Below are 26,006 nucleotides of genomic sequence, written 5' to 3'. Positions count from 1 at the left end.
CAACTACCTCTTTCTTTTCAACTCCAGTCGGTCATTGAACGACCGGCCATTTACCACAACATTTTTAATGGAACCACAGTGTGTCCAAGAACCCGGAAAAAATCAAGAACGAAAGGCAGACTGCATTTGCTGTCATGAAAATAGCAAAGTAATGCGTTGCCTTATTGTGCGGGAAGAAGTCTTTGTGCTTCTTCTTAAAGCGCAGCCAAGCATCGGTCAGATTGATGAGCATGGCGTGGAATAGCCCATAGACAATGTAATACCAGGTTTCCCCGTGCCAGATACCCATAATCAGGAATAACACCAGATACCCGACAAACGCCGTCGAGACCCGTGATTTCAACCACTTATGTTTCATCACGAAGAACACAAACCGCATGTAGATGTAATCACGGAACCAGAAACTCAGGCTCATGTGCCAACGATTCCAGAAGTCCTTAATGTTATAAGACATCCATGGCTTGTTGAAGTTCATTGGCGTCTCGATGCCCATCAGATACGAAATGGCTACTGCGAACAAACTGTAACCGGCAAAGTCGAAGAACAAATACCCGGAATAAGCGTACATGACGCCGACAACTGGCCAACTGAGTCCCAAGAATGCCCCACCGCGACTTGCCATCGCCATATGCTCGACGGAAGGTAGCCACAGCGTTCCAAAGATGTAACCCAAAATGAACTTGTAAAGGAACCCGAGCATCAAATAATGCATCGCTTTTGTGACTAGCTGGGCATAATGTTCAGGATCAGGGACCCGATCATAATCTTTAACGAAGCGGCGATAACGGTCAATCGGGCCGCTTGAGATCGTTGGGAAGAACAATAGAAATTGGACAAACTTCCACATATTCAGGTCTTTGATCGAACCATCCCGGATTTCCATGATCGTTCCGACGACACGGAAGGTCAGATAACTAATTCCCAGAAAGCCCAGAATCGAGCCGTGATGTTGGAACAACGGGGTAAACTTGACAACCGCTAACTGGGCAATGCCTAACGCAACACTGAGATAAAACACGGCCGTCGAGTTTTTCGACCCTTCTCGCGTACGATACTTGAAATAGGCATACACGAGCAATAGGTTGAAGACCACGTAGCCCAGTAGTGCCTTACCTTGTGGCCACTTATCAGCGTCAAAAATCAGAACCAGGAACACCAGTGAAAAGATGCTTTCATACCAATGCATCCTGAAGCCTTTAAACATCCCGATGATGACCGGCAGCAAGGCGATGATCAAATAGAGAAAATACTGTGGATTTTCATAAGGTTGTAAATTCAGCATTAGTGATTTACCTCTGCAATCAGTGCTTTGCGATCAACCTTGCCATTCGCTGTCAATGGTAATTGATCCCGATAAATAATGCGTTGCGGAATCATATATTCCATCACCATCTTGCCAAGTTCGGCTTTGACCGCCTGCGTTAACTTCATATCACTATCGAAGTCGTTAGGCTTGGCAACCGCAAAAGCGATTAATTGTGCTACTTTATGATCCTTATCGTAGCGCGGCACCGTTGACGCCTGCTTGATGTAAGAAACCTGATTCAGGTTGTGGTCAACATCTTCCAGCTCAATGCGGTAACCGTGCAGTTTGACTTGAAAATCGGTACGACCACGATAAAAGATCATGCCATCTGCCGTCATCGTTGCTAAGTCACCGGAACGATACCCCCGCTTACTGCCAACTTTAAAGAAAGCTTTCGCGGTTTTATCCGGATTATTGAGATAACCCTTAGAAACACTTGGCCCGACAATCATTAACTCGCCTTCCGTATCAGGCGGTACTTGATTGCCTTGCTCATCAACAATGAAAATGTCGGTGTCAGGCTTGGCATACCCAATTGGCAACCGCGGATATTGATCGACAATTTCCTGCGTGATCGCCATACCGGTCACGGCAACCGTTGCTTCTGTCGGACCATAAGTGTTATAGACCGTTGCTTTAGGGAAGCGCGTAATCAGTTCTTGTGCGGTCTTATTGACAAGTTCCTCACCGCAGAATAGAAAATGCGTCAGGTTCGGATAGTTTTCCTGTTTAAAGTTCGGATCCAGCAAGGCAATTTCAACAAACGACGGGGTTGAAACCCATTCATTCAAACCGAGCTTTGGCAGCGTTGCAAATAAGTCTTTGAAGTTGTCAGTCACTTCTTTTGGCAAAGCTTTTAACGTACCGCCGAGCACCAACGTTGGATATAGATCCATGACACTTAAGTCAAACGAATATGGCGGTTGGGACATCGAAACAACGCCTTCCTGAAGACCAAAATCGGAGATATTCCAATTAACATAGCTCAACAGATTCTCATGGCTGATCTGAACGCCTTTTGGTTTGCCGGTTGTGCCGCTTGTGAAAATGATGTAGTAGTTATCGTTTCCGGCGACGGCATGTTGCAAGGAACGAATCGGTTCATGCGTCTTTTCGGCGTCATGGAGTTCCGGCACCTTAATAATCTGAACGTCTGGAACCGTAATCGGCAGCGGCGCGACTTCAATGACGGCCGGGGCATGAGCAACATCCTGGACTTGAGTGATCCGTTCATTCGGACTGTGCGTATCAATCGGAATGTAGGCATGCCCTGATTTTGAAAGCCCAAGGAAAACCTCAACCATATCAAAGGTTTGTCCGCCATACACAATGATCGGCTGGCCATCCGGCAATGTTTCCGCAAAGAAACCAGCGAGGCGATCACTGCCGTCTTTTAGCTGCGCGTACGTGTACTGTTTACCTTCATAATCATAAGCCACGCGCGTTGGATGCTCTGCGGCGACCCGATCAATCGCTGTGATGACATTATCGATCATCTCGGTTTTCCCCCTTTTTAGAACTCGTTATAGATGAATTTACTGTTATTGATGCCACTGTATCCGTATAGATAAACCAGAACCAGCAGAATCACGAAATACGTGACGGTCCAAAAGATGAACCGAAATGTAGGATTCTCCCACACCGCTTTTAATTTTGCGAACATCTTGTCACCCCACGTTCTTAATTACACGTCTATTATAGTTTTACAGAAAACGCCTCGCCAACGAAAAGCGTAACAATCACCTAACAGTTTCGTAATGTGAACCAGACAACTATCTGTCGGGCTTCAACCCAGACAATTGTTTAACGTCTCAAAGTTCCTGTTATATCAACGTCGGACGCGTTTATGCGTATTCAATACAGGTCGTTCCCCAGGCTAAACCACCACGATCAAATAACCCTAATATAGCGATTACATCTGAAAAATCCCACTGATTTTCCTCGATTTGGATTAAGATTCGTCTTTTTATCATGTTTTTTATATCCACAGTGAACGGTATTTGCTTTAACCCCAAATTTTCAAGTCTTGCCAATCTGGTTATGAAAAAGAAAAGACGCCTAACTTTCGCACAAACCTGCTTGTGTGCTAAAAAGTTACGCGTCTTATTTGTCACTTTTAAAAAAGGCCACAATCTTATTCAGATTGCAGTCTATGACCAGAATGTTGGTCCTCTTGCTTCAATTAAGCAGTGTACTTGTTCAGTGTTGCGTCAAGCTGATCTTTGGTTTGATAGCCAACCAGCTTCTCGACAACCTTGCCATCCTTCTTGATGACAAGCGTCGGGATCGCCATAATGCCAAAGGACTTTGGCGTCTCCGGGTTAGCGTCGACATCCATCTTGACGAACTTAACGTCATCGCGGCTTTCGGCTAACTTTTCGATCACTGGGCTCTGCATACGACAAGGGCCGCACCATGTCGCCCAAAAATCGGTTAGGGTGACGCCAGTGTCGGTCTCCGTCTTGTAGTTTGAATCTGTGACTGCTTGAACCATGAACGGATTCCTCCTCTTACTTTTTGTAACTAAATCATAGCACATTCCCTGGTAAAATACTACCAGCTACTTGAAATTAACAATCGTTGCCCCGGATCCACCAGCATTCTGCGGGGCAAACCCAAAGCTTTTCACTTGCCGATGACGCTTCAGATATTGGGTCACACCATTGCGAATCGCGCCAGTGCCCAAACCATGAATGATCGTCACGGACGGATAGCCTGCCAACAACGCCGCATCAATATATTGATCCAAATCAGCCATTGCCTGCTCATAACGTTCGCCGCGCAAATCCAGCGTGGTGGACGGGCCGCTCATGCCACCACCACTAACTTTAACCACTGGCCGCTGGACGGAGGCCTGTTTGGTTGGTTTGACTTTTTCCAGTTCTGACGTCGGCACCTTCATTTTCAAAATGCCCATCTGAACCTGCCAATGATCCTTGTCGAACTGTTCCAATAAAGTGCCAGTCTGGTCATAACTGGCGACCTTCACCTCATCGCCGACATGCAAGGCCTGCTTTTCCCGTTCACGCCGAAGCACCCGATTTTTTTGCAGTGGCTCGTCTTGGTGCAGACGCTTCAGAGCGGTTTTGGCCGCAATCAATTGATTTTCTTTGACGGATCCCGGATTGGTCAGCTGCATTTGCCGCAGCTGCTTAATAATTTTATCCGCTTTTGCCTGCGCCTTGTCAACCATTGCATTGGCTTTTTCCTTCGCCTGTTGCAACTGAGCGTCCCGTTCAGTGGTAAATGTCTTATACGCGTCAGCCAATTCGTCATGAAGCGCTTGGGCATCCGCCAGTTGCCGTCGCGCAGCTGCCCGGGCATTTTCTGCTGCCTTACGTTGCCTTTCTAAATCGCTGATCATGTTGTTGAGTTCGTGACTGTCAGAGCTAATCATCGACTTGGCCCGATCGACAATCGGCTGCGGTAGGCCTAATCGCATCGAAATATCGAAGGCGTTTGATCGACCGGGAACTCCGACCAACAGGCGATAGGTTGGCTGCAGTGTTTTGCTGTCGAACTCCATCGACGCGTTGATGGTTTTGGGGGTGTTGTAGCCATACAATTTCAGCTCCGGATAATGCGTCGTGGCCACAACATAGGCACCAATTTCGCCGACCGCATCCAAAATTGCAATCGCCAGCGCCGCCCCTTCCTGTGGATCCGTGCCTGCGCCCAATTCATCAAACAGCACCAGACTATTGTGAGAAAGCTGTTTAAGAATGTGCACGATATTATCCATGTGGGCGGAAAAAGTCGACAGATTCTGCTCAATCGACTGCTCATCGCCAATGTCGGCAAAAACCTCATCAAAAATGCCGATGCGGCTTTCATCGTCAGCCGGAATAAACAGGCCGGATTGACCCATGAGCTGCAATAGCCCTAACGTTTTTAAGGTGATCGTTTTCCCACCGGTGTTGGGGCCTGTGATCACCATTGCCTGATAATCTGCTCCCAGTGGGATATCATTACCAACCACCTGATGCCGGTCGATTAACGGATGGCGTGCCTGCCGCAACAAGACATCATTATCAGATGAAACAAGTGGTTCGGTTGCCTTTTGGTTCTTAGCCAACTTGGCTTTAGCGTTAATAAAGTCAAAATGCCCCAAAACCGCCGCGTTGGCTTTGATCTGCCCTGTATAGGGTGCCAACTCATTTGATAGCTCAGCCAACACCCGATTGATTTCGGCTGTTTCTGCCATCTGCGCCTCACGCAGACGGTTATTCAACGCGACGATAGCTTGTGGTTCAACAAAAAGGGTTTGCCCCGTGGCACTTTGATCGTGCACAACACCACCGAATTTGCTGCGATACGCTGCTTTCACCGGGATGACATAGCGATCATCACGAATCGTTACAATTGGATCACTCAAATATTTTGACTGGGCGCCACGCGTATATTCAGACATTTTGTTACGAATATCGCTTTCAATACGTTTAATTTGCTCACGAATCCCGTGCAGCTCGGGACTGGCTTCATCAGTTAAAGTGCCATCTGGATCAACGGCAGTCTTCAAACGCCGAGATAATTGCGGCAATGCTGTCAGTTCCTCTTGCAACGTATATAACTGCCGAAAGTCAATCTGATCCTGTAAGTCGGTCAAAAATTTATCGATGGCACTCACTGTTTGCAGCACCCGACTGATGCTGGCCAACTCCTGGCCATTCAAAACGGCCCCAATATCGACGCGCTTTAATGCCGGATCAATATTTTCCAGCTGGGGAACCGGAATGCCGCCCTTGAGCCGCAGTGCTGAGGCTCCGTCAGCGGTTTCATCAAGCGCCCGTTGTACGGCCACCGGATCCGTTAACGGCACCATATCCTGAACCAGCTGTCGCCCTTTCGCCGTTACGACTTGACGCAACAGTGCTTGCTGAATCTTGTCGTATTCAAGTGTTTTTAAAATCTTTTTATTCATGTTCCGCTCCTATAACCACGAAGCGCCCAAAGACATCCGTTCTCCGTCCTTGAGCGTCACTGTGTTCACAACCAAAGGGCATTCACAAATTGTGTTAACCCCGGTGAATATTTAATCATGACTTTGGCAACAATTGAATGGTCGAGGCCCTGCTGAATACCGGCAATCGGAATCAAAGCCAGCAGCGCCAAAATGAGAAACAAAAAAATATACCCGATTACCAAATTGGCAATGCCGCCAATGACAGCACTTTTGCGGTGACCCATTGCCTTATAAGTCAAATCATGGAACCACAACGAGATAATTCGAGTCATTAACCAGCCGATCGTCAGTACCAGTAAAAAAGCAAAGCCGCGATAAAACGCGGTATCTAATGTCAAACCGATTTTATCGGAATAAAACGCAAATTGACCGGCATTAGTCGCCGACGGATAAGGAATTAATAACGTGAAGTGTTCCCCTAATGGCTGTGCCAAGGCAGTTGCTGCCAAAAAACTCAGGGCATATCCGCCCACGTGTAGCCACTGCAACGCAGCCCCGCGACGTGCCCCACTGTAATAAAAATATGCCAACACTAAAATAATCGCAATCGAAATCAAGTCGTTCCCCCACTATGCCTTTTGATCCGGCTCATCCTGTTGGGCCGCTAACAGTTTAACCTGATCAGAAACAGCATTGAAGGCAACTAAAACGGCCTGCTCTTCGGCGGTCAGATCCGGTGCGAGCGTTTTAACTTGATCCAGCCGTTCGTTCAGCAGCTTTGTCACGGTCAAAAAGTGCTGCTCGGATCCGGGTCCGATAATCGTATACGCTTTACCGCCAATAACGGCTTTAAAGCGGCGCTTCTCCTCAGTCATGACGCGAATGCCTCCACTCTTTTAAGGTGTATTTTACCATAGTTAAACGGTCGCGAGCAGGTGCGGGTAAACGCGACTGAAATTGGGAGTTATCTGCTCGAAATGTGCTCGGTTGCCATAACGCGCTCCCCCAGCGCAGAAACCTCCATGTAAGGAACTTGGTCGCAATGGCAAAGACCGCCTTGAAAACATACGTCCTCACTCCATAACGCGCTCCCCGGCGCAGAAACCTGCACATAAGGACCTTGAGATTAAATGGCCAAAGCCCAGCCATTTAATCTCAAGGCCACTTATGCTCCGGTTTCTAACCGCGCCGGCTCGCGCTCACACAAAAAGCAGACCACCAATTCCGGTGGCCTGCTAGGGGGATGACTTGGTTAATCTTGTAGATTTGAATCGTCATCGGCCAAGAAGGTGTTTAGGACTTCTTCGACCATATCCCATTCCTCATCGTCTTCGATAGGAAAAAGATCTCCCGAGCTGGCATCCCCGTTTGCATCCGGCGTGAATGAGAAAGCCTGGATTTCAACTTCCTGATTATCGCTTTCGCTGGCAGGGTATAAAAGCACGTAGCTTTTGCCGTAATCTTCGGAATCAAACGTGAATAAAACCTGATAGAGCTCTTCGTTGCCCTTTTCATCGATCAGCGTAATCTGCTGATTGTCATCGCCGGGCGTTACATGTTCGTTATTCGCCATCTTGCTTCTCCTTAAATACAGGCGGAACCTGTGTTGCCACCTGCCATGATTATTGCTTCGTCAAGGGACCTTTTGCATCCAGATAATTTTGTAGAATCATCTGAGCAGCCACTTTATCAATGACCTGCTTTTGCCGCTTACGGCTGGCGTCTGCTTCTTCAATCAGCATGCGCGAAGCCTCAACGGTTGTGAGCCGCTCATCAATAAAGTCAACTGGCAAACCAAACGTCTCTTTAAGTAAATCACCATAAGCCTGTGACTTTTCTGCGCGTGGTCCAATTGAATTGTTCATATTTTTGGGTAAACCCAAAACAAAGGCGGTCACTTCATATTGCTTGACCAACTCTTTGAGGCGTGCAATCCCAAACTGTTGTTTATCTTCATTGATCCGAATAATCTCCAGACCTTGTGCCGTCCAGCCTAAAGGATCACTGATCGCTACCCCGACAGTCCGAGAACCGACGTCCAACCCCATTAAGCGCATTAAGCTTGCTCCTTGCCAAGATAGTTTCGAACAAGCTCTTCAATGATCTCGTCGCGCTCATGTTTCCGGATCAGGTTACGCGCATCATTGTACCGAGGAATATAGGCTGGATCCCCAGAAATCAGATACCCCACTATCTGGTTGATCGGGTTATAGCCTTTTTCCTCAAGCGCCTTATACACAGTTTCCAACGTTTCGTGAACATTTTTCGGATTGTTATCTCGAAAATCAAAGTGAACGGTTTGATCTAATGTGCTCATTCTTACACCTCTATTCTATCCGCTTCACAGACCATTTTACTTGAAAGCCAGGCAAATGTACAATTCCTGAGCAAAAGTAAGTAAAAAGTCAATGAAAGCGTCTGTTACACCCAATCATCATCCTCGTCATCCCAATCAGCCAAGCCGATCACCTGTTTAATCTTATCAGGATGCACTGGAAAATGAATCGGCGGCATAACCTGCGCATCGACAACCTCACCATGCAGCGTACGCCCTTCATTTCCCACCGGAACGATGACCACGTCGCCTTCCTGCAGTCCAGGCAAATCGGTTTTATACAAATAATCCTTGGACCCTTGCCGGAAGTTGACTTTAATGTAATGCATCAACTGCGGACCGAGTTGATAAGCTTCCTGCAGATCACGTCGTTCACCGATCCGCCGAAAATTCTGAATGGCCGCAGTGACTGTCTGCCATAACTTCTTCATCTTCAAGTCGGTTTCAGCATTCACTTGAAGTTGCGTTGGCTCGCCGTGCGGATACTTTACCGTCAATACCAGAATCGCTCGCGGCCGCTGAGCAGGATCGACAGTGATGGCGGTTAAATCGCCTAAACCAGCCACAGCATCGGTCACCTTTTTAGCTAAGGATGCTACCAGCTCAGGGTCATGATAGACAACATCATGATCGGAAAGCGGCTCGGCGTAGGCAGTTTTCAGAACCACTTGATTATGTTCCGCATCAATCAAGTAGGTTCGCCGATAGCGTAATTGCCGATTTAAAAAGCGGCCCGGCCCATCGAACTTCGGCAACTGGATGGTGCCAAAGCGGACATAATCCAACTGCCATGCTGTGGCTGGCAAAAAGTGGCCGCCCGGAACGGTAACGGCATACTTCAATAAACTAAGCAAGGTTTCAAAATTCTCAGGAAGTGGTTGACCGCCTTCGTAGCGATCCTTCTGACCACCATCGTCAGTGATCGTCAATTCCCAGTGCGTGTCAGCCAGCATCGGTGACTTTTCAGCTGACGGTTTGCGCCAGGCATTGAAGTCGAACGCGGATAGTTTGGCAATAAACGCCGCAGCATCCGCTCCTGTCAATTCATTCTCGGCCGCTCCTTCCAGCGTTGTCGGATCAACAATATAATCTATGTTAACCAGGTTATCGCGACAGACGACTTGATAAACCTCCCGCGTCCCCAAGAAATCGGTTAAGGTCAACCGCAACGCTCTCATGCTACTCACCTCCAATGGAATCGTTTTCTTCATTCTACCATGAATCATCGCGCTCATAACGCCAAAAATAAAATGCGTCAGGATTCGACTAACAAAATAACTGTTAGCGAATTCTGACGCACGGTACAACTATTTAAATGGCATTCAAGAGGATCAATTTAGGCACTGAAGCTGACCATGATTACCAGTAAAACGGCTTCAGTTTACTAAGCTTGTTGTCCAATAACCTGCTTGGCTTCGCTTAAGGCTGCTGCAATACCGGCCGGATTCTTGCCGCCTGCCTGAGCCATGTCCGGACGACCGCCACCACCACCGCCAACTTTTGGCGCGATGGCTTTGATCAGGTCACCTGCTTTGATGCCGGCTTTATTCGCGGTTGCATTGGCTGCTACCAGCAAGTTTGCCTTGCCATTGACTTCCGTTCCCAGCACCAGCACATCCGAAGCGTTCTTGGTTTTCCATTCATCGGCCAATTGTCGCAACTCGTTCATCCCGGCAACTTGAACCTGTTTGGTAATGATCTTGAAGTCGCCAACCGTTTCGGCATGGTCAAAAATACCAGCTGCAGCTTGGGCAGCAAGTTTTGCCTGCAACCCATCCACTGTTTTCTGCTCGGTTTTAAGATCAACCTGCAGTTGGGCAACCTTGCTTGGTACGTTCTTCACCTGATCAATCTTCAGATGATCTGCGGTTTCTCTTAGCCAATCCTGTTGTTGCGTCAGATATTCATAAGCTTCTTTAGAGGTCACAGCTTCAACCCGGCGAATACCGGCACCGATACCGGATTCACTGGTGATCTTGAATAATCCTAATGCATTGGTATTGGTTGGGTGCGTGCCGCCGTCAAATTCCTTGTTATAATCGCCAATCGACACAATCCGCACGACATCGCCGTATTTGTCCCCAAACATAGCAATCGCGCCAAGTTTCTTGGCCTCTTCAATCGGCATCTCTTTCCAGGTAATCGGCAAAGCATCCCAGATTTTCTGGTTAACAATCGTTTCGACTTCACGGAGTTGTTTCGGCGTTACCTGTCCAAAGTTCGTAAAATCAAATCGCAAGTAGTCCGGTTCGACTAATGAACCTGCTTGGTGAGTGTGCTCGCCCAAAACGTCGCGCAGTGCCTGATCAAGCAAATGAGTCGCCGTATGGTTAAGCGATACTTTCTTCCGCCGCAGCCGATCAACACTCAGCCAGTATGCTTGGCCTTTTTCCAACTTACCGTTAACCGTCACCGTATGCAGATTCTGGCCATTGGGTGCGTGTTGGACATCGGTCACTTCTGCCAATACCGTTCCGTCTTGCGCCTTAATTTGTCCGTGATCGGCTACCTGGCCGCCCATTTCCGCATAAAACGGGGTTTCGTCAAAAATCAACTGCGCCGTGCCATCACTGACATCATTCTGCAGCTGATCATCAACGATAATGTCCTGCAAGGTCGCATGCTTATGATCCAATTCGGTCCAGCCGGTAAATTTACTTGGGGTTGTAATGTTCATTAAAACCGTATCCTGACTGCCCATCGACTGGCGATCGCCGCGCGCTTTACGAGCCCGATCACGTTGCGCGGCCATGTTCTTTTTGAAGCCGGCCATATCGACTTGTAAACCCTCGTCTTGCGCATACTCATTGGTCATTTCAACCGGGAAACCGTATGTGTCAAACAACTTGAAGGCATCGGCGCCGGAAATTTCTTTCTTGCCGGTTTTCTTCAATTCGGCAATGATCTGGTTCAACAGATTGACACCGGCATCCAACGTCTGACGGAATCGCGTTTCCTCGGATTTGATCACCTTTTGGATAAACGGTTGGTTAGCCAGAATCTGCGGGTAATAACTCTTCATAATTTCGCCGACAACCGGTACCAATTGATACAGAAAATCGTGATCAATGCCTAGCTTTTTGCCATTCAGAACCGCCCGCCGGATCAGTCGCCGCAACACGTAACCGCGACCTTCGTTACTTGGCAAGGCGCCATCACCGATGGCAAATGTCACCGTCCGCGCGTGGTCCGCGATGATTTTGAATGAAACATCATCCTGCGCATTGGCACCGTACTTCTTACCGGCGCTCATCTTTTCGGTTGCCTTGATAATCGGCATAAACAGGTCGGTTTCAAAAATCGTTGGCGTTCCCTGAATCACGGCAACCAAACGTTCCAGTCCCATGCCGGTATCAATATTTTTATGTGGTTGCTCGACAAAACGCCCGTCCGGTAAATGATTCAGTTCTGAAAAGACAATATTCCAGATTTCAACATATCGCGAATTTTCACCACCGGGATAGTTCTCCGGATCATCTTCAGCGACATTGTTGAACGATTGGCCGCGGTCGTAAAAAATTTCGGAATCGGGACCGGATGGGCCTTCACCAATGTCCCAGAAATTATCTTCCGCTTCAACGATGTGATCGTCCGCAACGCCGACTTTTCGCCATAATTCCTTGGTTACCTTATCTTTTGGATAAACCGTCACGTACAGACGCTTAGGATCAAATCCGAACCATTTAGGGCTCGTCAGTAACTCCCACGCCCACGGAATCACTTCTTTTTTGAAATAATCACCAACCGAAAAATTGCCTAGCATTTCAAAAAAGGTTAAATGCCGCGCGGTTTTCCCGACATTCTCAATATCATTGGTTCGAATCGACTTTTGGGCATTTGTAATCCGCGGATTATCCGGCACCACCGAGCCATCAAAATACTTCTTCAACGTCGCAACACCGGAGTTGATCCATAACAAAGTCGGATCGTCGACCGGAATCAACGAAGCACTTGGTTCAACAGCATGACCTTTACTCTTAAAAAAATCCAGAAACATTTGGCGAATCTCGCCACTTGACATCTTTTTCACTTTGGCACTTCCTCCTCTGGGCTGGTAAGCACGTTAACACAAAAAGCACCATTGCTGCCAAGGGCGCTTACACGCGGTACCACCTTGGTTGCAATGATGCGACTCATTACCACTTCATTAATATTCGTTCAACTGATATCAGGGAGCACATCTTAGCCTGGCGCAACCGTTCTCAACTAACGCGGTTGTTTCTGTCTCACACAGGGGTCGACGCATGTCCTAACGGTTGTTCATTATAGCTTTTCTGAAAAGTGGGGTCAACTCACTTTGTTAAGGGGCATGAAGGCTTGGCGTCTAATTCACCGTAATCGTCGCAACCCGGCGATAAACGGCGGATGACATATCGACCTCTCCTGACACCTGATAAAACGGCGACAGTGCCAGCGCCTCTTTAGCTGTTGGCTGTGCCGTTAACGCCGTGCTTTTTTGCAAGTCTTCGACAATCAGCTCACTACCGGTTCGTTTAACCGGAATGGTCAGGCCGAATCGGTTAGGCAAGTACCGCGGCATTTCCAGTGGCAGTGTATTGCCGAATGGAAACAGGCTAGGGTTACCGCCACTTTGCAGATATTCATATTGATCCTGGGTTGGCAGACGGAAGCCGAAATAGCTCAATGACTTGCTCAAATCAGCCTTACGCCACGATTTAACGATACTGACCTGATAATGATGGGCACTGGCCAGTCGCAATTTGACGCTGCCGCTCGTCAGGGTTGCCGGCCAGCCGGTTTGCGAAAACGGATCAAGGCTGCCATGGCGATCTAGTAATGCCAGTACTTGCGCACGGATTGCCGCATATGCCATATGGTTGCCCTTGAAAATTCGGGTGGTCAAACTAACCCGGCCCAAGATTTCTTCATTGGCCGGCGTTGCTCTTGTTGCGACCAACATAGCAGGCATATCGGCCTTTCTAACCGGCGAAAGCATCTGTTGGATGTCAGCCAGGGTCAAACCACTTTGCGCCAAGTAAGGAGCCAACTCTTCTTGTTGATTCGTGGCGAATCCCAGACTGACATTCGTCATCCCCGGAACCAACCGCACCCATTCGCCACCAATCATCGCTTCAAAAGTGTGAAGCGTCTGACCATAAAACGTGGCCGTCACCGGGCGAATCACGTCAACTGTCAACAATGGACTTAAGAAATAGCGAGTCAGCTGTTGAAAAATAAAGCGCTGCCGTTTTTCATTCAGTGTATTCCATGTCGGCAGCGTCAACTCGTTTACGGCCATATTTTTATCCTCGTTTGCGGTTTTTACGTTTTTCGGCTAATAAGGCTTCGCGACGGGCAACTTTGGCATTCCGTTTACGTTCCAGTAACGCAGCAGTGCGAATCTTCTTACGATAGTTTGGCATATGCTTTTGCTTGGCTTTTTTGACCAAGCCGCGCATCGCCAGACTCGTTTCTTCCTGCTTAGGCTTACGGTGAACGCGCCGATTCCGATCATACGTGTCAACCAGTTCGCCTTTGTGGAGGGTCTTAGGTTCAAACTTGATGCCCATATGCTCTAACTCGGCAACCTGATCTTCTTGTCCCGGTTCATAAAGCGTGATCGCCGTACCAGCCAAGCCGTTTCGTCCAGTCCGCCCTACTCGATGAATAAAGAACTCCAGGTCTCGCGGAATCTCAGCATTAATCACCATCGAAACCCCTTTGATATCAATGCCACGCGCAGCCAAATCGGTTGCAACCACGTATTGATATTTTAGATCGGCCACTTCTTTCATAATGCGCCGACGTTCACGCGGTTGGATGCCGCCATGAATCTTGGCAACTTTCAACCCTTGATGTTTCAGGTAATCATGAATCGCATCCACACTGGTTTTGGTATTGGCGAAAATTAACACCAGAAACGGATGGCCCATCGTGACAAGCTGGTAAATCAGTTCGTTTTTATCCTGTCCTTTAGCAGCAATCAGAATATTCTCAACGGTGTCAGCGATGACGGACTGTGGTTTGAGTTCAATCATTGTGGGGTGATGCATGTATTTACGCAGGAACGGTTCGAGTTTTTGCGGAATGGTGGCAGAAAAAACGGCCATCTGCAAATTCTCCGGAAAACTAGACGCAATCGCATCGACAGTCTCCAGAAAACCCATGTCCAACGTCATATCGGCTTCATCAACGACAAAATGCCGAACCGAAGCCGGCACTAAATCATAACGTTTTATCATGTCTAAGATCCGCCCTGGTGTGCCAATGGCAACATGTGGCTGATGATGCTGCAGTTTGTCAATCTGCTTTTGCTTATCCATCCCGCCGACTAACCGACTGATCCGAATCGCTGGCTCCGTTTGGGTCAGTTGTTGGGCAACCGCATAAATCTGATTGGCCAGCTCGCGGGACGGTGCCGTGATGACCACCTGAGTTGCATCCTGTTCAGGATCGACCATGCTAAGCAACGGTACCAAAAAGGCGTGGGTTTTCCCGCTGCCTGTCTGACTCTGACCCACAAGATTCTCCCCGCGCAATAAGGCCGGAATCACCTTTTTTTGAATCGGCGTCGGTTGCGTGATCCCCATAGCATCAAGGCCGGCGATCACGAACGGCTTGATTTGGTATTGTTTAAATTGATTCTCCATAATGCCTACTTTCCTGAAGTTGAATAGTCTTTGACCAATTGATCAAGTTGCGTTTCGATTTGAATCACTTCGTCAAAATTAGCGGCTTTGGCACCGCTGGCCAAGGGATGACCCCCGCCATTGTGCGCTTTTGCCAGTGAATTGATGATGGGTCCCTTAGAGCGTAAATGAACCCGGTACCCGCCTTCTGCCTGTTCGATAAATTCGGCCCAGGCCACAACGATGTCGAGCCGGCCGGGTGTTCCGACCACGGCACTCACCTGATCGTCAGCCAATTTCAAGTCCTCAATGGCAGTGCGGGGCACGGTGACACTCGCCGCGCCGGCAGGACTGATCTTCAAATGGTCAATCACATACCCTTGCAGTCGGGCTTGCGCCAACGTGACTGTGTTCATCCGATTGTTAATCGCGGTCGGGTCAAAATCTTTTTTAATGAGCTCGGCGGCTACCTGCAGCGTATGCGGTGTCGTGTTGTTAAAAAGAAAGCGGCCGGTATCACCGACAATGCCGGCATAAAGCATTCGTGCCGCTTGATCCGATAATTTTAACGTGCCGTCGCTGGCAGCGATAAGATCGTAAATCAGCTCGGATGCCGAACTAGCATCGTTATCGACCCAGGTAAGATCGCCGTAAGCATCATCATTAGGGTGGTGGTCGATTTTAATCAGCATTTTTCCTTGATTAAAGCGCGTATCCGAAATCCGCGGTGTGTCAGCTGTATCAGTCACAATCACCAGTGCATCTTGATAAACATCATCGCTGATGGTTTGTTCCTGCGCTAACCAACTTAAATTCCCGGTATCGCTGCCGACTTGATAAACCTGCTTGTTCGGAAAACCCGCGCGAATGGCTTCGGCCAAGCCAACCTGGGATCCCAACGCATCCGGATCCGGGTTCACGTGCCGGTGAATAATAATGGGATTATTGGCCTTAATGGCGTTGATAATATCGGTTTGAATCATGTTTGCTCAATTCCTTTCTAGTAACTGACAGGTCACAACCGCCTTAGCCACCTGCACCCCATCGCTGAGGACGTCGACATCGACGGTGGCATCATGACGTGTCAGTTCAAGTACGCGTAGCAAAACGGTCACAATGCTTTCCAGTTGTACAGGGCGGAAAGTGGTCAGATTCACACCTTCAACCAACACATTTCGCCGCCCGCTAGCGTGGAGATAGCTTGTCGTGCAGCTATTGATGGCTTCGGCAAGAACCCCAAAACTCATCGTCCCCAAAGCATTGGTCATCGCCGGCACCGTTTTGAGTTCAAATCCACCACCGTACGGCTTTTGCGGCGTGATCGCCGTCAATTGGGCACTGACTTGATCCGCAATGGTATTGGACAATTCCCGACTATGCGCAATCCCGGTCAAACTGGAAAAGACTGCATTGCGCGTCACGATTCCGAGTAGATTCCAACTGTCATCGACCACCGGCATCGCATTCATGCCATTATCCTGCATCGTGTGTCCGACTGTGGTAACACTCAAATACGGTTTTACGGTTTGCGGATCTTTTTGCATTAACCGCTCGATCGGCACGGTTGGTTTTTTGCCAGCTGCCAATGCCGGTCGCATCAATCCAACTAGGCGACCGTTGCGGGTGATGACCGGTAGCGGATAGTGCGGATCCGTCATGGCCAGATAATCGCCCACTGTTGCTTCGACGCCGATCGTCTCGATCTGGGAAAGTGGGGTATAAATCGCAGCAACCGTTAAAATATCCTGCTTAATCGCTTGATCGGACAGCGCCCGATTAATCATTGTCGCCACGGTAAAAGTGTCATAAGCGGTCTGCAGCACTGGTAGCTGCTGATTATCTGCTAAAGCAATAATCGCCGGACTGGTTTCAAATCCCCCAGTGATTAACACTGCGGCACCGTCTTCAAGTGCCAGGCGCTGAACGTCTTCACGATTTCCGACAATCAGCAATGAATTACGCGTAATATATGGCCGCATGGCAGCCGGCGTCATCGCACCAATCACGAATTTATCGAGCTTCTTATCCATGCCGGCATGACCGCCTAAGACGTTAGCATCAATCAAATCAACTAACGTCTTAAACGTGACGGATTCAATTGGATTTAACGGTTTTTGCTCGATTCGTATCGTTCCGACCCGGGCAATTGTGGAAACGAAACCGGTATTCTCGGCTTCCTTAATCGCCCGATAGGCAGTACCTTCACTGACCTTCAAATGTTTAGCAATTGATCGAACCGAGATTTTCTTGCCGACCGCTAAATTCGCAATATAATCCAGAATCTGCTCATGCTTTGTTGCCATACCATCACCTCATTGCAATCTATCGTTAGTATACCATAGCTTTGGCTGTACTATGACAGTATGGGAACAGTACCATTCGGCCACAGGCGGCATGACAATGAAAACAGTTCCAATCCTCATCCTAATGGCAAATCAATATTTTCATACTGTTTAGGATCGAGGCCGGTCACGGTAATGCCCAGCAGGCGAATCGCTAACTTTGGTAACTTGACGCTCTGCCAAAGTTGCCATGCAGCGGCAAAAATATCCTGTTCATTTTCAAAATAATGATCCTGGGTTAAGCGTTTTGTCTGAGTGATAAAATCGACATCCCGAACTTTAAGGACAACGGTCTTGCCATGCATGCCTTTTTGATTCAAGGATGTCACCACCATCGCTGCCAATTTACGCAGCTGGGTCTGGACACTCGTGCTGTCAGTCAGTGGTGTGCCATACGTTCGTTCCTTGCCAATCGACTTGGCGGTCCGCACAGCCACCGGGCGATTATCGACGCCACGGGCATGTTGGTACAGCACAAAACCCATTTTGCCAAACATTCCCAGTAGCTGATCCTGCGATAACGCACGCAACGTTTTGCCATCAGTCACGCCTAAATCCGTTAATTTCGGCAACGTCTTTTTTCCGACGCCGCGAAACTGTTTAATCGGTAAGCGATCCAAAAACAGCAATGCCTGCTCCGGCAACACAACGGTCCGGCCGTTGGGTTTGTTATAGTCAGAAGCCTGCTTGGCAATAAATTTGTTGTAGGAAATGCCAATGGAACTGGTTAGTTGCGTAACCTGACTGATTTGATCCTGCAACCATAATGCCAGTGCAATGGTGCTGGGAAAAACGTGATTGGCCGTCACATCCAAATATGCCTCGTCAAAGGCAACCGGTTCAATCAAATCAGTGACTTGATGAAACAAGGCATGAATTTGGGCTGAGACAGCCTTGTATTTAGGAAAGTCCGGCGTTTTAAACACCAGTTCCGATCGTGGCACCAGTTGCAAAGCTTCATTGGCAGGCATGGCCGAGTGCACGCCATAGCGCCGAGCCACGTAATTAGCCGTCGTCACGACGCCTTTCCCACCGGTCGTGCGCGGATCACGGGCAATCACCAAGGCTTTGCGTCGCAGTTGCGGGTCATCGCGCATTTCAATCGAGGCGTAAAAAGCATCCATGTCGAGATGGATAATCTTTCGGGACATATCATTTTGTAAAGGCAATTCGAATAGTGCCATGTGTCCCTCCTTACGGTGATTGAAAAGCGATTGTGCTTACTTGGCTATGATTGGTGGACGGGAAGCTTTCTATGTTGGACGAATAAGTCTGGCTGAGTTTGGCTTTCTATAACGCGTTCGCTGGCGCAGAAGCCTGCGTGTAAGGACCTCGAACCCAAATGGCCAAAGACCAGCCGGTTCGAGGCCACTTACACTCCGGCTTCTAACCGCGCCAGCTCACGCTTACAAAAAAGGAACTCTGACCACTTCCCGGCCACAGTCCCTTCTCACTGTATATTAGTCTTAATCAGCCATTTGAACACGGTGCGGCTGCCAGAACCATTCGCGACCGTCGCGCGACAACAAATCAAACGCTGCCTGTGGTCCCATGGTTGCGGCCGGATACGTTGGCATGTTCGGTTCTTGCGACCACGCCGCCTGAATGGCATCAATGAAGTGCCACGAAGCCGACAATTCGGACCAATGGGTAAAGTTAGTCTGATCGCCTTCCAACACGTTGTTGATCAACCGTTCATAAGCCTCGGGTGCTGCAGCCGCTGCCTTTGGATCATGACGGTAACGCAATTCATCCGGTTCAATGGTGAGGCCAGTTCCCAACGCCTTGCCGTTTAGTTGTAACGAATAGCCTTCACTTGGCTCGATATAAATCGTCAAAGTATCCGGTTTGCTGTCGGCGGATTGGCCGAACAACGGCGCAGCGACTGGCTTGAAGGTCAGTGTCAGCTGCGTCGATTTGCGCGTCAAACGCTTGCCGGTGCGAATATAAATCGGAACGCCTTGCCACTGCGGCATATCCAACATAATTTTTCCGGCCACAAATGTCGCGGTTTGTGAATCAGCCGCCACGCCTTCTTCCTCACGGTATCCGCGAACGGCTTTCCCATCGACTTCAGCGCCGACGTACTGGGCGCGGACAAAATTGGCTTTTGCTGTTGCCAGATCATAGGGCTTCAACGCCGCAAACACTTTATCCTTTTCCGCCAAAATATCATTGGTCGTAAAGGATTTCGGCTTGTCCATGGTGAGATAAGACAGCACCTGCATCACGTGGTTTTGCACCATGTCCCGCAGTGCACCAGCCTTTTCATAATAGCCGGCCCGTTCCTCAACACCGACCGCTTCTGCCAACGTAATTTGAATGTTGTCGATATACTTCTTATTCCAGATGCCTTCAAAAATCGTATTGTCAAACCGAAACGCCAAAAGATTCTGAATCATCTCTTTGCCTAAGTAATGATCAATCCGGAAGATCTGATCATCGGCAAACGTTGCCGTTAACGAGTCATTCAGTTCTTTGGCACTGGCGTAGTCATGGCCAAACGGTTTTTCGATAATGAGCCGATTAAACCCGGCATCCGTCAACAAATGTTCGGACTTGAGATGGCTGGCAATGGTTTCAAAGAAGTCCGGTGCCATCGCCATGTAAAAGACCCGGTTGCCACCCGTCGCAAACTGATCATCCAACTTAGCCGCCAGATTTTTTAGCGTGATGTAATGATCCGCATCGGTGACATCATGGCTTTGATAAAAGAAATGTTGGGCAAACGCGTGTGCTTGCGCCGGCTCGGGGTTAAGCCCGGCAATCGCGGTTTCAACCACCTCATGGTAATGTTCATCGCTCCATGGTCGCCGGGCAGTCCCGATCACGGCAAAATGTTCAGCCAACACGCCGCGGCGATAAAGATTAAACAATGCGGGATATAGCTTACGCGAAGCCAGATCCCCTGATCCTCCAAAAATAATGATCACAGCGCGTGATTCTTCTGGCATGTATACGACCCTGCTTTCTCAAAACCTGATTACAATTCAACAAATATATGAGCAGCGCGATCAGCATCGACCGCCAATTCTTTTCCAGTCCGATCCAATTTAATGACCACCGCATCCAGCGTTTTAGCCGTCACTGTAAAGGCATCATCAAGTCGCAAATCAATTTTGACGGTGTAATCAATTAACGAGACTTCATCGATTACCCGCTCGATATGACCGCGTTGGCCAACTTCCATTGTACCCAAAGTGACGCGACTCTGCTGGATATAGTGGCCTTCCGCATCCGGAATCACGCCACCGTGCGGACAGTATTCGGGATTTCCCAACATGGCAGACAGCCGTTTTGCCATCTCCGGTGTCAGCGCATGCTCGAGTTTCTCCGCCTCCTGATGAACAGCGTCCGGCGAATACTTCAGGCACTTAACTAAAAACACTTCCCAAAGACGATGATTACGCACCAAAATAGCCGCTTTTTTCCGGCCTGCCGATGTCAATTGGATGCCCTGGTAAGGCGTGTGCGCGACCAGTTTTTCTTCACCCAGTTTATTGATCATCTCACTGACCGAGGCAGCAGAAACATGCATCCCCGCAACGATTTGCTTATTAGAGACCAGTTCGGTGTCACCACCGATCTCAAAAATCAACTTAAGATAATCTTCTTTATTCGGTGTCATTTTACGTCCTTACTTTTAATTTGCAGTCACTGTACTACATTATGCCATGACTTGCACAAAAAAACACGTCAATTTCATGACGTGTTTTGACAGATCGGCGCAAAAGGTTAATCTGATGAACCTTCGCCGATCATCGTGAAATGATTAGCATATGCTCGCCTAGAAAGTCGATTCCGTGCCTTCATATTCATCGAGAATGATGTGCTTCAAATCACTGATTAATGGTTCTTGTGGATTGGTGACTGTGCAGTTGTCTTCGTAAGCAAGTTCGGCAAGTCGATCAACCTGCTTGTCCAGATCGGCTTTTTTAACCCCTTGATCCTTCAGACTCAACTTGATGCCAACGCTGTGTGCCAGTTTGATGAAGGCCTGAACGTAGCTTTCTACCAGTTCATCGGTGGTTTTACCTGGCAAGCCAAGATAACGGGCAATTTCTGCATAATCTTCGTTAGCGCGGAAGTAACTGTACTTAGCCCAGATAGCGCGCTTCTTCGGCTGACTGGCATTGAAACGGATCACGTGGGGCATGGTGATCGCAATGCAACGGCCATGAGGGAGATGGAACGCCTGACCCAACTTGTGGGCAATACTGTGGTTAATTCCCAGCAGTGCGTTGGCAAAGGCCATCCCGGCAATCGTTGAAGCATCATGCATCTTGGATTTCGCAGCGATGTCGCCGTGATAACTCTTTTCGAGGTTTTCAAATACCAACTTGATTGCTTCGAGGCTCAAACCCTTGGTGTAATGGGTCGCCATGGTGGATACATAGCTTTCAGTTGCATGGCAGAGAACATCGAGACCGGAGTCGGCAACAACCACTGGGGGTACGGATTCAATGAATTGACTGTCCACAATTGCGATATCCGGGGTCAGCGCATAATCGGCTAAGGGATACTTGATGCCTGCTTTCGAATCTGTGATAACCGCAAATGGGGTAACCTCAGAACCGGTACCGGAAGTCGTCGGGATGCAAACCAGTTTGGTCTTGTTCAGTTTCGGGAAGGTGTAAGTCCGCTTACGAATATCCAGAAACTTTTGCTTAGCCCCGAAGAAGTCGGCATCTCCGGCATCATTGAATAAACACATACCCTTGGCAGCATCCATCACCGAGCCGCCACCGATAGCAATCACGGTGTCTGGACCAAATGATCGCATGATATCGGTTCCTTTGAAGACAGTGTCAGTTGATGGATCAGGTTCAACATCAACGAAGGTCTGCACCTGAACCGGATTTTCCCGGCGTGCCAGCACATCTTCAATGATCTTCACGAAACCCAGCTTTTCCATGCTGCGGTCGGCAACGATGAACGCCCGCTTAATGCCTTCCATGTGTTCCAGATAGCGAACCGAGTTTTTTTCAAAATAAATCTTTGGCGGCAATTTCATCCATTGCATATTGTTGCGCCGTTTTGCCATGGTCTTGATATTCAGCAAATCAACTGTCCCCACATTGTGCGAAATCGAGTTGCCGCCGTAAGAGCCGCAGCCCAGCGTCAGGCTAGGAATCATTTCGTTATAAAGGTCCCCGATCCCGCCGACAGAAGATGGCGTGTTGATCAAGATCCGGCAAGCCTGCATGGCATCGGCATACTTCAAAGCCAAGTCTTCATCTGCCGTATGAATAACCGCTGTGTGCCCTAACCCGCCAATGTCCAGCATAGTTTCGCATTTCTTGAAGGCATCTTCATGTCCGTCAGCTTTGACCATGGCCAAAACCGGACTCAGCTTTTCGCGGGAAAGTGGATACTTCGCGCCCACGCCTTTAAGTTCAGCAATCAGAATCGTGGTACCTTCCGGAATTTGAATACCGGCCCACTCAGCAATCTGCTTCGGACTTTGACCAACAATGCGCGGATTGACGCTTTGCTTTTCAAGATTGATCACGGTGCTTTCAAACTTCTTCATGTCCTTAGGTTGGACAAAATAAGCGCCTTGGGCTTCGAATTCTTTCTTCACGGCATCGTAAATGCTAGAATCAACAATCGCTCCTTGTTCGGAAGCACAGATCATACCATTGTCAAAACTCTTGGAAAGTACTAGGTCATTGACGGCCTGTTTGATGTTGGCACTGGCTTCGATGTATGCCGGGGCATTCCCTGCACCAACCCCTAAAGCAGGCTTGCCAGAAGAATAGGCGGACTTAACCATGCCCGGGCCACCTGTTGCCAGGATCGTAGCAATGCCTGGATGATCCATCAGAGCCTTGGTCGCTTCCATGCTTGGTACCGGAATATACTGTAAAGCGCCTTTTGGCAATCCGGCTTTTTCAGCTTCTTCACGGATGACTTCCAGCGCACGCGCTGAAGACTTTTGGGCACCCGGGTGGAAGGCGAAAATAATCGGATTACGCGTTTTGATTGAAATTTCGGATTTGAAGATTGTGGTAGAAGTCGGATTGGTCACCGGTGTTACCCCGGCAATGACCCCGATCGGTTCGGCAATTGATACCAAACCGCGTTGCTTATCTTCATTGATCACGCCAACCGTCTTATTGTTCTTAATTGAATGCCAGATTTCTTCGGTGGCAAACATATTCTTGATGGCTTTATCTTCCCAAACCCCACGGCCGGTTTCATCAACGGCGAGTTTTGCCAATTCCATATGATGATCCAAGCCGGCAATCGCCATCCGATGAACGATGTGATCGATCTTTTCTTGATCAAAGGTTTTCATAATCTTCAAAGCTGAGTGCGCATTGGCAACCAGTTCGTCGATCATTTGCTTCACATCAACTTCAGTAGCAGTTTTCGCGGTATTTTTAAGCATGAGCTTACCTCCAAGCATTTCGCAGAATTTTTGTTAACCATTTCACAAGAAGATCATAACTGATTCATGTGAATTTGTAAACAACTTTGGTGAACTTTTTCACGAAAAATTTCCTTGCTCATTGCCATTAGCGGAGTACCAAGGGTTAAAAGCGCTTTTCACTTTGTATTTTTTTGAACTTGGTCGCCGGGAATTACGAGTAATTGACAATTTGATCAGAAATTACGTGCTCGTAGTCACAGAAAACTCTATGTAAGCGCTTCCGTTCTTGCTCAAAAAAAGAGCCAGCAAGTGCCCGCTCTTGTTTGATTCAGCAATGAATTGCCGATTAATCCTGTTTGTTGTCTGCTTCCGAAGTCGTATCGTCTGAGGCAGCTGCTTGGCTATCAGCCTCTGATGCAGTGTCATCAGCTGCTTTGGCTGCTCGTTGTTCATCCGTATTGGCAGCTTCTTCTGACTTGGCTGCCGGCGCCGGTGTTGCGGGACGAGAAGCTACGCCACGAACCGCGTTTAAGTTGAACGTCAGATAAATCCCGTCAGAATCGATGACAACTGTTCCTGCTTGCTGGTCAATGGAGTCGATAACCCCGTGCAGGCCGCCAATTGTCACAATTGGATCACCTTTTTTTAACTGATTCAGCATTTCTTGACGCTTCTGCTGCTGCTTTTTTTGCGGACGAATCATGAAAAAGTACATGAAGGCAAAAAAAGCAACTAACAGAACGATCATTGAAACATTACCATTTCCCAAATTAGGCACCTCTTATTTTTAGTTTGTCAATGCATAGTGTACCAGAATTTCGCGTTGTGCTCCAATAATCTAGAAATTCTTTGCCTTTTCCTTGTTATACCCGTAAGCTTCAAAAAAGTCTTCACGGAAAGCCAAGAGGTCGTCATTCGCAATGGCCTCGCGAACCTGCTGCATCAGGTGTAACAGGAAATACAGGTTATGGTAGGTCGTCAACCGAATGCCGAACGCTTCGCCAACGTGAATCAGATGGCGAATATAGGCGCGGCTGTAATTGTGGCACGCATAACAGTCACAATTAGGATCGAGCGGGCCAAAGTCATGGGCATACTTCGCGTTTTTGATGACAAGGCGGCCACGACTGGTCATGCAGGTGCCGTTGCGGGCGATCCGCGTTGGCAAAACGCAGTCAAACATATCAATGCCGCGCAATGCCCCGTCAATGAGCGCATCCGCCGACCCCACACCCATCAGATAACGCGGTTTATTCTCCGGCAGCAGCGGCGTTGTGAAGTCCAAAACGTGATTCATTTCATCCTTTGATTCACCAACCGACAACCCGCCAATCGAATAGCCTGGAAAGTCCATGCTGACCAAGTCCTTGGCACTTTGCTCACGCAGATCCCTGAAGCCAGCTCCTTGGACAATGCCAAACAACGCCTGCCAATCCGGATTCTTGTGGGCTTTTAACCCCCGCTCCGCCCAACGACTGGTTCGCGCCACACTTTTTTTGACGTAATCGTAACTTTCAAAAAATGGCGGACACTCATCCAGACTCATCATGATATCGGGACCCAGCGCATTCTCAATGGCAATGGCTTTTTCTGGTGACAGAAACATTTCCGCCCCGTTAAGATGGTTCTTGAACGTAACGCCGTCTTCCGTGATATGTCGGGTATCGGCGAGCGAAAAGACCTGAAAACCGCCTGAGTCAGTCAAAATGCCTTTATGCCAGTTCATAAATTTGTGCAACCCACCGGCTTCTTCAATTAGCTCTGGTCCCGGGCGCAACCACAGATGGTACGTGTTAGCTAAAATAACGGTGGCACCCATCGTATCTAGTTCCTCCGGCGCCATCGTTTTAACGCTTGCCTGCGTCCCCACTGGCATAAACATAGGCGTCGGAAAAGTCCCGTGTGGCGTGATTAATTCACCTAAACGGGCACCGCTATGCTTATCTTGATGGATGAGACGATATTTAACAGCTGGTTCCATGAACAAACTCCTTATTCATCGCAGTGCCTTCGCAGCATTGCTGTTCCATTTTCTCGTTATGCCAGTTTAACAGAGTTACTTGTGATTTAAAAGTAAGGGACTTGTTTTAAATCGCAAAACGAAATGCGCTCAAAGTTTGGCAGATTTAGGCCCGTTTGCTTTTTTCGGATCGC

Annotated in this window: 23 protein-coding genes; all 23 read right to left on the bottom strand. The window is 48.5% G+C overall.

Going from position 1 to position 26,006, the window contains the following annotated elements; all coding sequences use genetic code 11:
• Positions 1-64 precede the first annotated feature (64 nt).
• Positions 65-1,282: a D-alanyl-lipoteichoic acid biosynthesis protein DltB gene (gene dltB, locus LACPH_RS03625; RefSeq protein WP_070650573.1), complete on the bottom strand. Its 1,218-nt coding sequence runs from the start codon at positions 1,280-1,282 to the stop codon at positions 65-67.
• Positions 1,282-2,802 (bottom strand): D-alanine--poly(phosphoribitol) ligase subunit DltA, encoded by a 1,521-nt coding sequence (dltA, locus tag LACPH_RS03620; protein ID WP_274784539.1) that lies wholly within the window; start codon positions 2,800-2,802, stop codon positions 1,282-1,284. The genes dltB and dltA overlap by 1 nt, the downstream gene beginning before the upstream one ends.
• Positions 2,803-2,819: 17 nt before the next feature.
• Positions 2,820-2,969 carry a teichoic acid D-Ala incorporation-associated protein DltX gene (locus LACPH_RS03615; protein WP_005714493.1) on the bottom strand — a complete coding sequence of 50 codons (150 nt, stop codon included), beginning with the start codon at positions 2,967-2,969 and terminating at the stop codon, positions 2,820-2,822.
• A 181-nt stretch (positions 2,970-3,150) separates the two neighbouring features.
• Positions 3,151-3,339: a hypothetical protein gene (locus LACPH_RS03610; RefSeq protein ID WP_306387261.1), complete on the bottom strand. Its 189-nt coding sequence runs from the start codon at positions 3,337-3,339 to the stop codon at positions 3,151-3,153.
• Positions 3,340-3,488: 149 nt separating this feature from the next.
• Complete coding sequence (trxA, locus tag LACPH_RS03605) at positions 3,489-3,800, bottom strand: thioredoxin (RefSeq protein WP_010493758.1); 312 nt, start codon at positions 3,798-3,800, stop codon at positions 3,489-3,491.
• 66 nt (positions 3,801-3,866) lie between these two features.
• Positions 3,867-6,227 (bottom strand): endonuclease MutS2, encoded by a 2,361-nt coding sequence (locus LACPH_RS03600; protein ID WP_274784538.1) that lies wholly within the window; start codon positions 6,225-6,227, stop codon positions 3,867-3,869.
• A 65-nt stretch (positions 6,228-6,292) separates the two neighbouring features.
• Entirely contained in the window at positions 6,293-6,826 is a 534-nt protein-coding gene (locus tag LACPH_RS03595) for a CvpA family protein (protein WP_274784537.1), read from the bottom strand.
• 12 nt (positions 6,827-6,838) lie between these two features.
• Positions 6,839-7,084 (bottom strand): cell division protein ZapA, encoded by a 246-nt coding sequence (locus tag LACPH_RS03590; RefSeq protein ID WP_049171146.1) that lies wholly within the window; start codon positions 7,082-7,084, stop codon positions 6,839-6,841.
• Between the two features lie 377 nt (positions 7,085-7,461).
• Positions 7,462-7,782: a DUF1292 domain-containing protein gene (locus LACPH_RS03585; RefSeq protein WP_010493750.1), complete on the bottom strand. Its 321-nt coding sequence runs from the start codon at positions 7,780-7,782 to the stop codon at positions 7,462-7,464.
• Between the two features lie 49 nt (positions 7,783-7,831).
• Positions 7,832-8,266 (bottom strand): Holliday junction resolvase RuvX, encoded by a 435-nt coding sequence (gene ruvX, locus LACPH_RS03580; protein ID WP_010493748.1) that lies wholly within the window; start codon positions 8,264-8,266, stop codon positions 7,832-7,834.
• A complete protein-coding gene (locus tag LACPH_RS03575; protein WP_003564007.1) occupies positions 8,266-8,526 on the bottom strand; it encodes an IreB family regulatory phosphoprotein in 261 nt (86 codons plus the stop codon). Before LACPH_RS03575 ends, ruvX begins: the two co-directional genes overlap by 1 nt.
• A 104-nt stretch (positions 8,527-8,630) precedes the next feature.
• Positions 8,631-9,722 (bottom strand): hypothetical protein, encoded by a 1,092-nt coding sequence (locus tag LACPH_RS03570; protein ID WP_274784536.1) that lies wholly within the window; start codon positions 9,720-9,722, stop codon positions 8,631-8,633.
• A gap of 206 nt (positions 9,723-9,928) precedes the next feature.
• A complete protein-coding gene (gene alaS / locus LACPH_RS03565; protein ID WP_274784535.1) occupies positions 9,929-12,574 on the bottom strand; it encodes an alanine--tRNA ligase in 2,646 nt (881 codons plus the stop codon).
• Between the two features lie 294 nt (positions 12,575-12,868).
• The gene (locus LACPH_RS03560) at positions 12,869-13,804 is read right to left on the bottom strand and encodes a hypothetical protein (protein ID WP_274784534.1); all 936 of its coding nucleotides are present in this window, start codon (positions 13,802-13,804) and stop codon (positions 12,869-12,871) included.
• Between the two features lie 4 nt (positions 13,805-13,808).
• Positions 13,809-15,155: a DEAD/DEAH box helicase gene (locus tag LACPH_RS03555; protein WP_274784533.1), complete on the bottom strand. Its 1,347-nt coding sequence runs from the start codon at positions 15,153-15,155 to the stop codon at positions 13,809-13,811.
• Positions 15,156-15,160: 5 nt separating this feature from the next.
• Complete coding sequence (locus LACPH_RS03550) at positions 15,161-16,117, bottom strand: DHH family phosphoesterase (RefSeq protein ID WP_274784532.1); 957 nt, start codon at positions 16,115-16,117, stop codon at positions 15,161-15,163.
• Between the two features lie 6 nt (positions 16,118-16,123).
• Complete coding sequence (locus tag LACPH_RS03545) at positions 16,124-17,437, bottom strand: DRTGG domain-containing protein (RefSeq protein ID WP_274784531.1); 1,314 nt, start codon at positions 17,435-17,437, stop codon at positions 16,124-16,126.
• A 116-nt stretch (positions 17,438-17,553) separates the two neighbouring features.
• Positions 17,554-18,660, bottom strand: coding sequence for a DNA polymerase IV (gene dinB / locus LACPH_RS03540; protein ID WP_274784530.1), 1,107 nt, complete (start codon positions 18,658-18,660; stop codon positions 17,554-17,556).
• Between the two features lie 282 nt (positions 18,661-18,942).
• The gene (gene zwf / locus LACPH_RS03535) at positions 18,943-20,430 is read right to left on the bottom strand and encodes a glucose-6-phosphate dehydrogenase (RefSeq protein ID WP_306387260.1); all 1,488 of its coding nucleotides are present in this window, start codon (positions 20,428-20,430) and stop codon (positions 18,943-18,945) included.
• A 29-nt stretch (positions 20,431-20,459) separates the two neighbouring features.
• Complete coding sequence (locus LACPH_RS03530) at positions 20,460-21,104, bottom strand: metal-dependent transcriptional regulator (RefSeq protein ID WP_274784522.1); 645 nt, start codon at positions 21,102-21,104, stop codon at positions 20,460-20,462.
• 159 nt (positions 21,105-21,263) lie between these two features.
• Positions 21,264-23,870, bottom strand: a complete 2,607-nt coding sequence (gene adhE / locus LACPH_RS03525) for a bifunctional acetaldehyde-CoA/alcohol dehydrogenase (protein WP_151466767.1) — start codon at positions 23,868-23,870, stop codon at positions 21,264-21,266.
• Positions 23,871-24,198: 328 nt separating this feature from the next.
• Positions 24,199-24,600: a preprotein translocase subunit YajC gene (gene yajC / locus LACPH_RS03520; protein WP_274784528.1), complete on the bottom strand. Its 402-nt coding sequence runs from the start codon at positions 24,598-24,600 to the stop codon at positions 24,199-24,201.
• A 90-nt stretch (positions 24,601-24,690) separates the two neighbouring features.
• Positions 24,691-25,833: a tRNA guanosine(34) transglycosylase Tgt gene (gene tgt, locus LACPH_RS03515; RefSeq protein WP_274784521.1), complete on the bottom strand. Its 1,143-nt coding sequence runs from the start codon at positions 25,831-25,833 to the stop codon at positions 24,691-24,693.
• Positions 25,834-26,006: the final 173 nt, after the last annotated feature.

The organism is Lacticaseibacillus parahuelsenbergensis (assembly GCF_030770265.1).
GTDB lineage: Bacteria > Bacillota > Bacilli > Lactobacillales > Lactobacillaceae > Lacticaseibacillus > Lacticaseibacillus casei.
The sequence above is the reverse complement of the archived record's forward strand: the minus strand, read 5'-3'. Positions and strand labels throughout refer to the sequence as shown.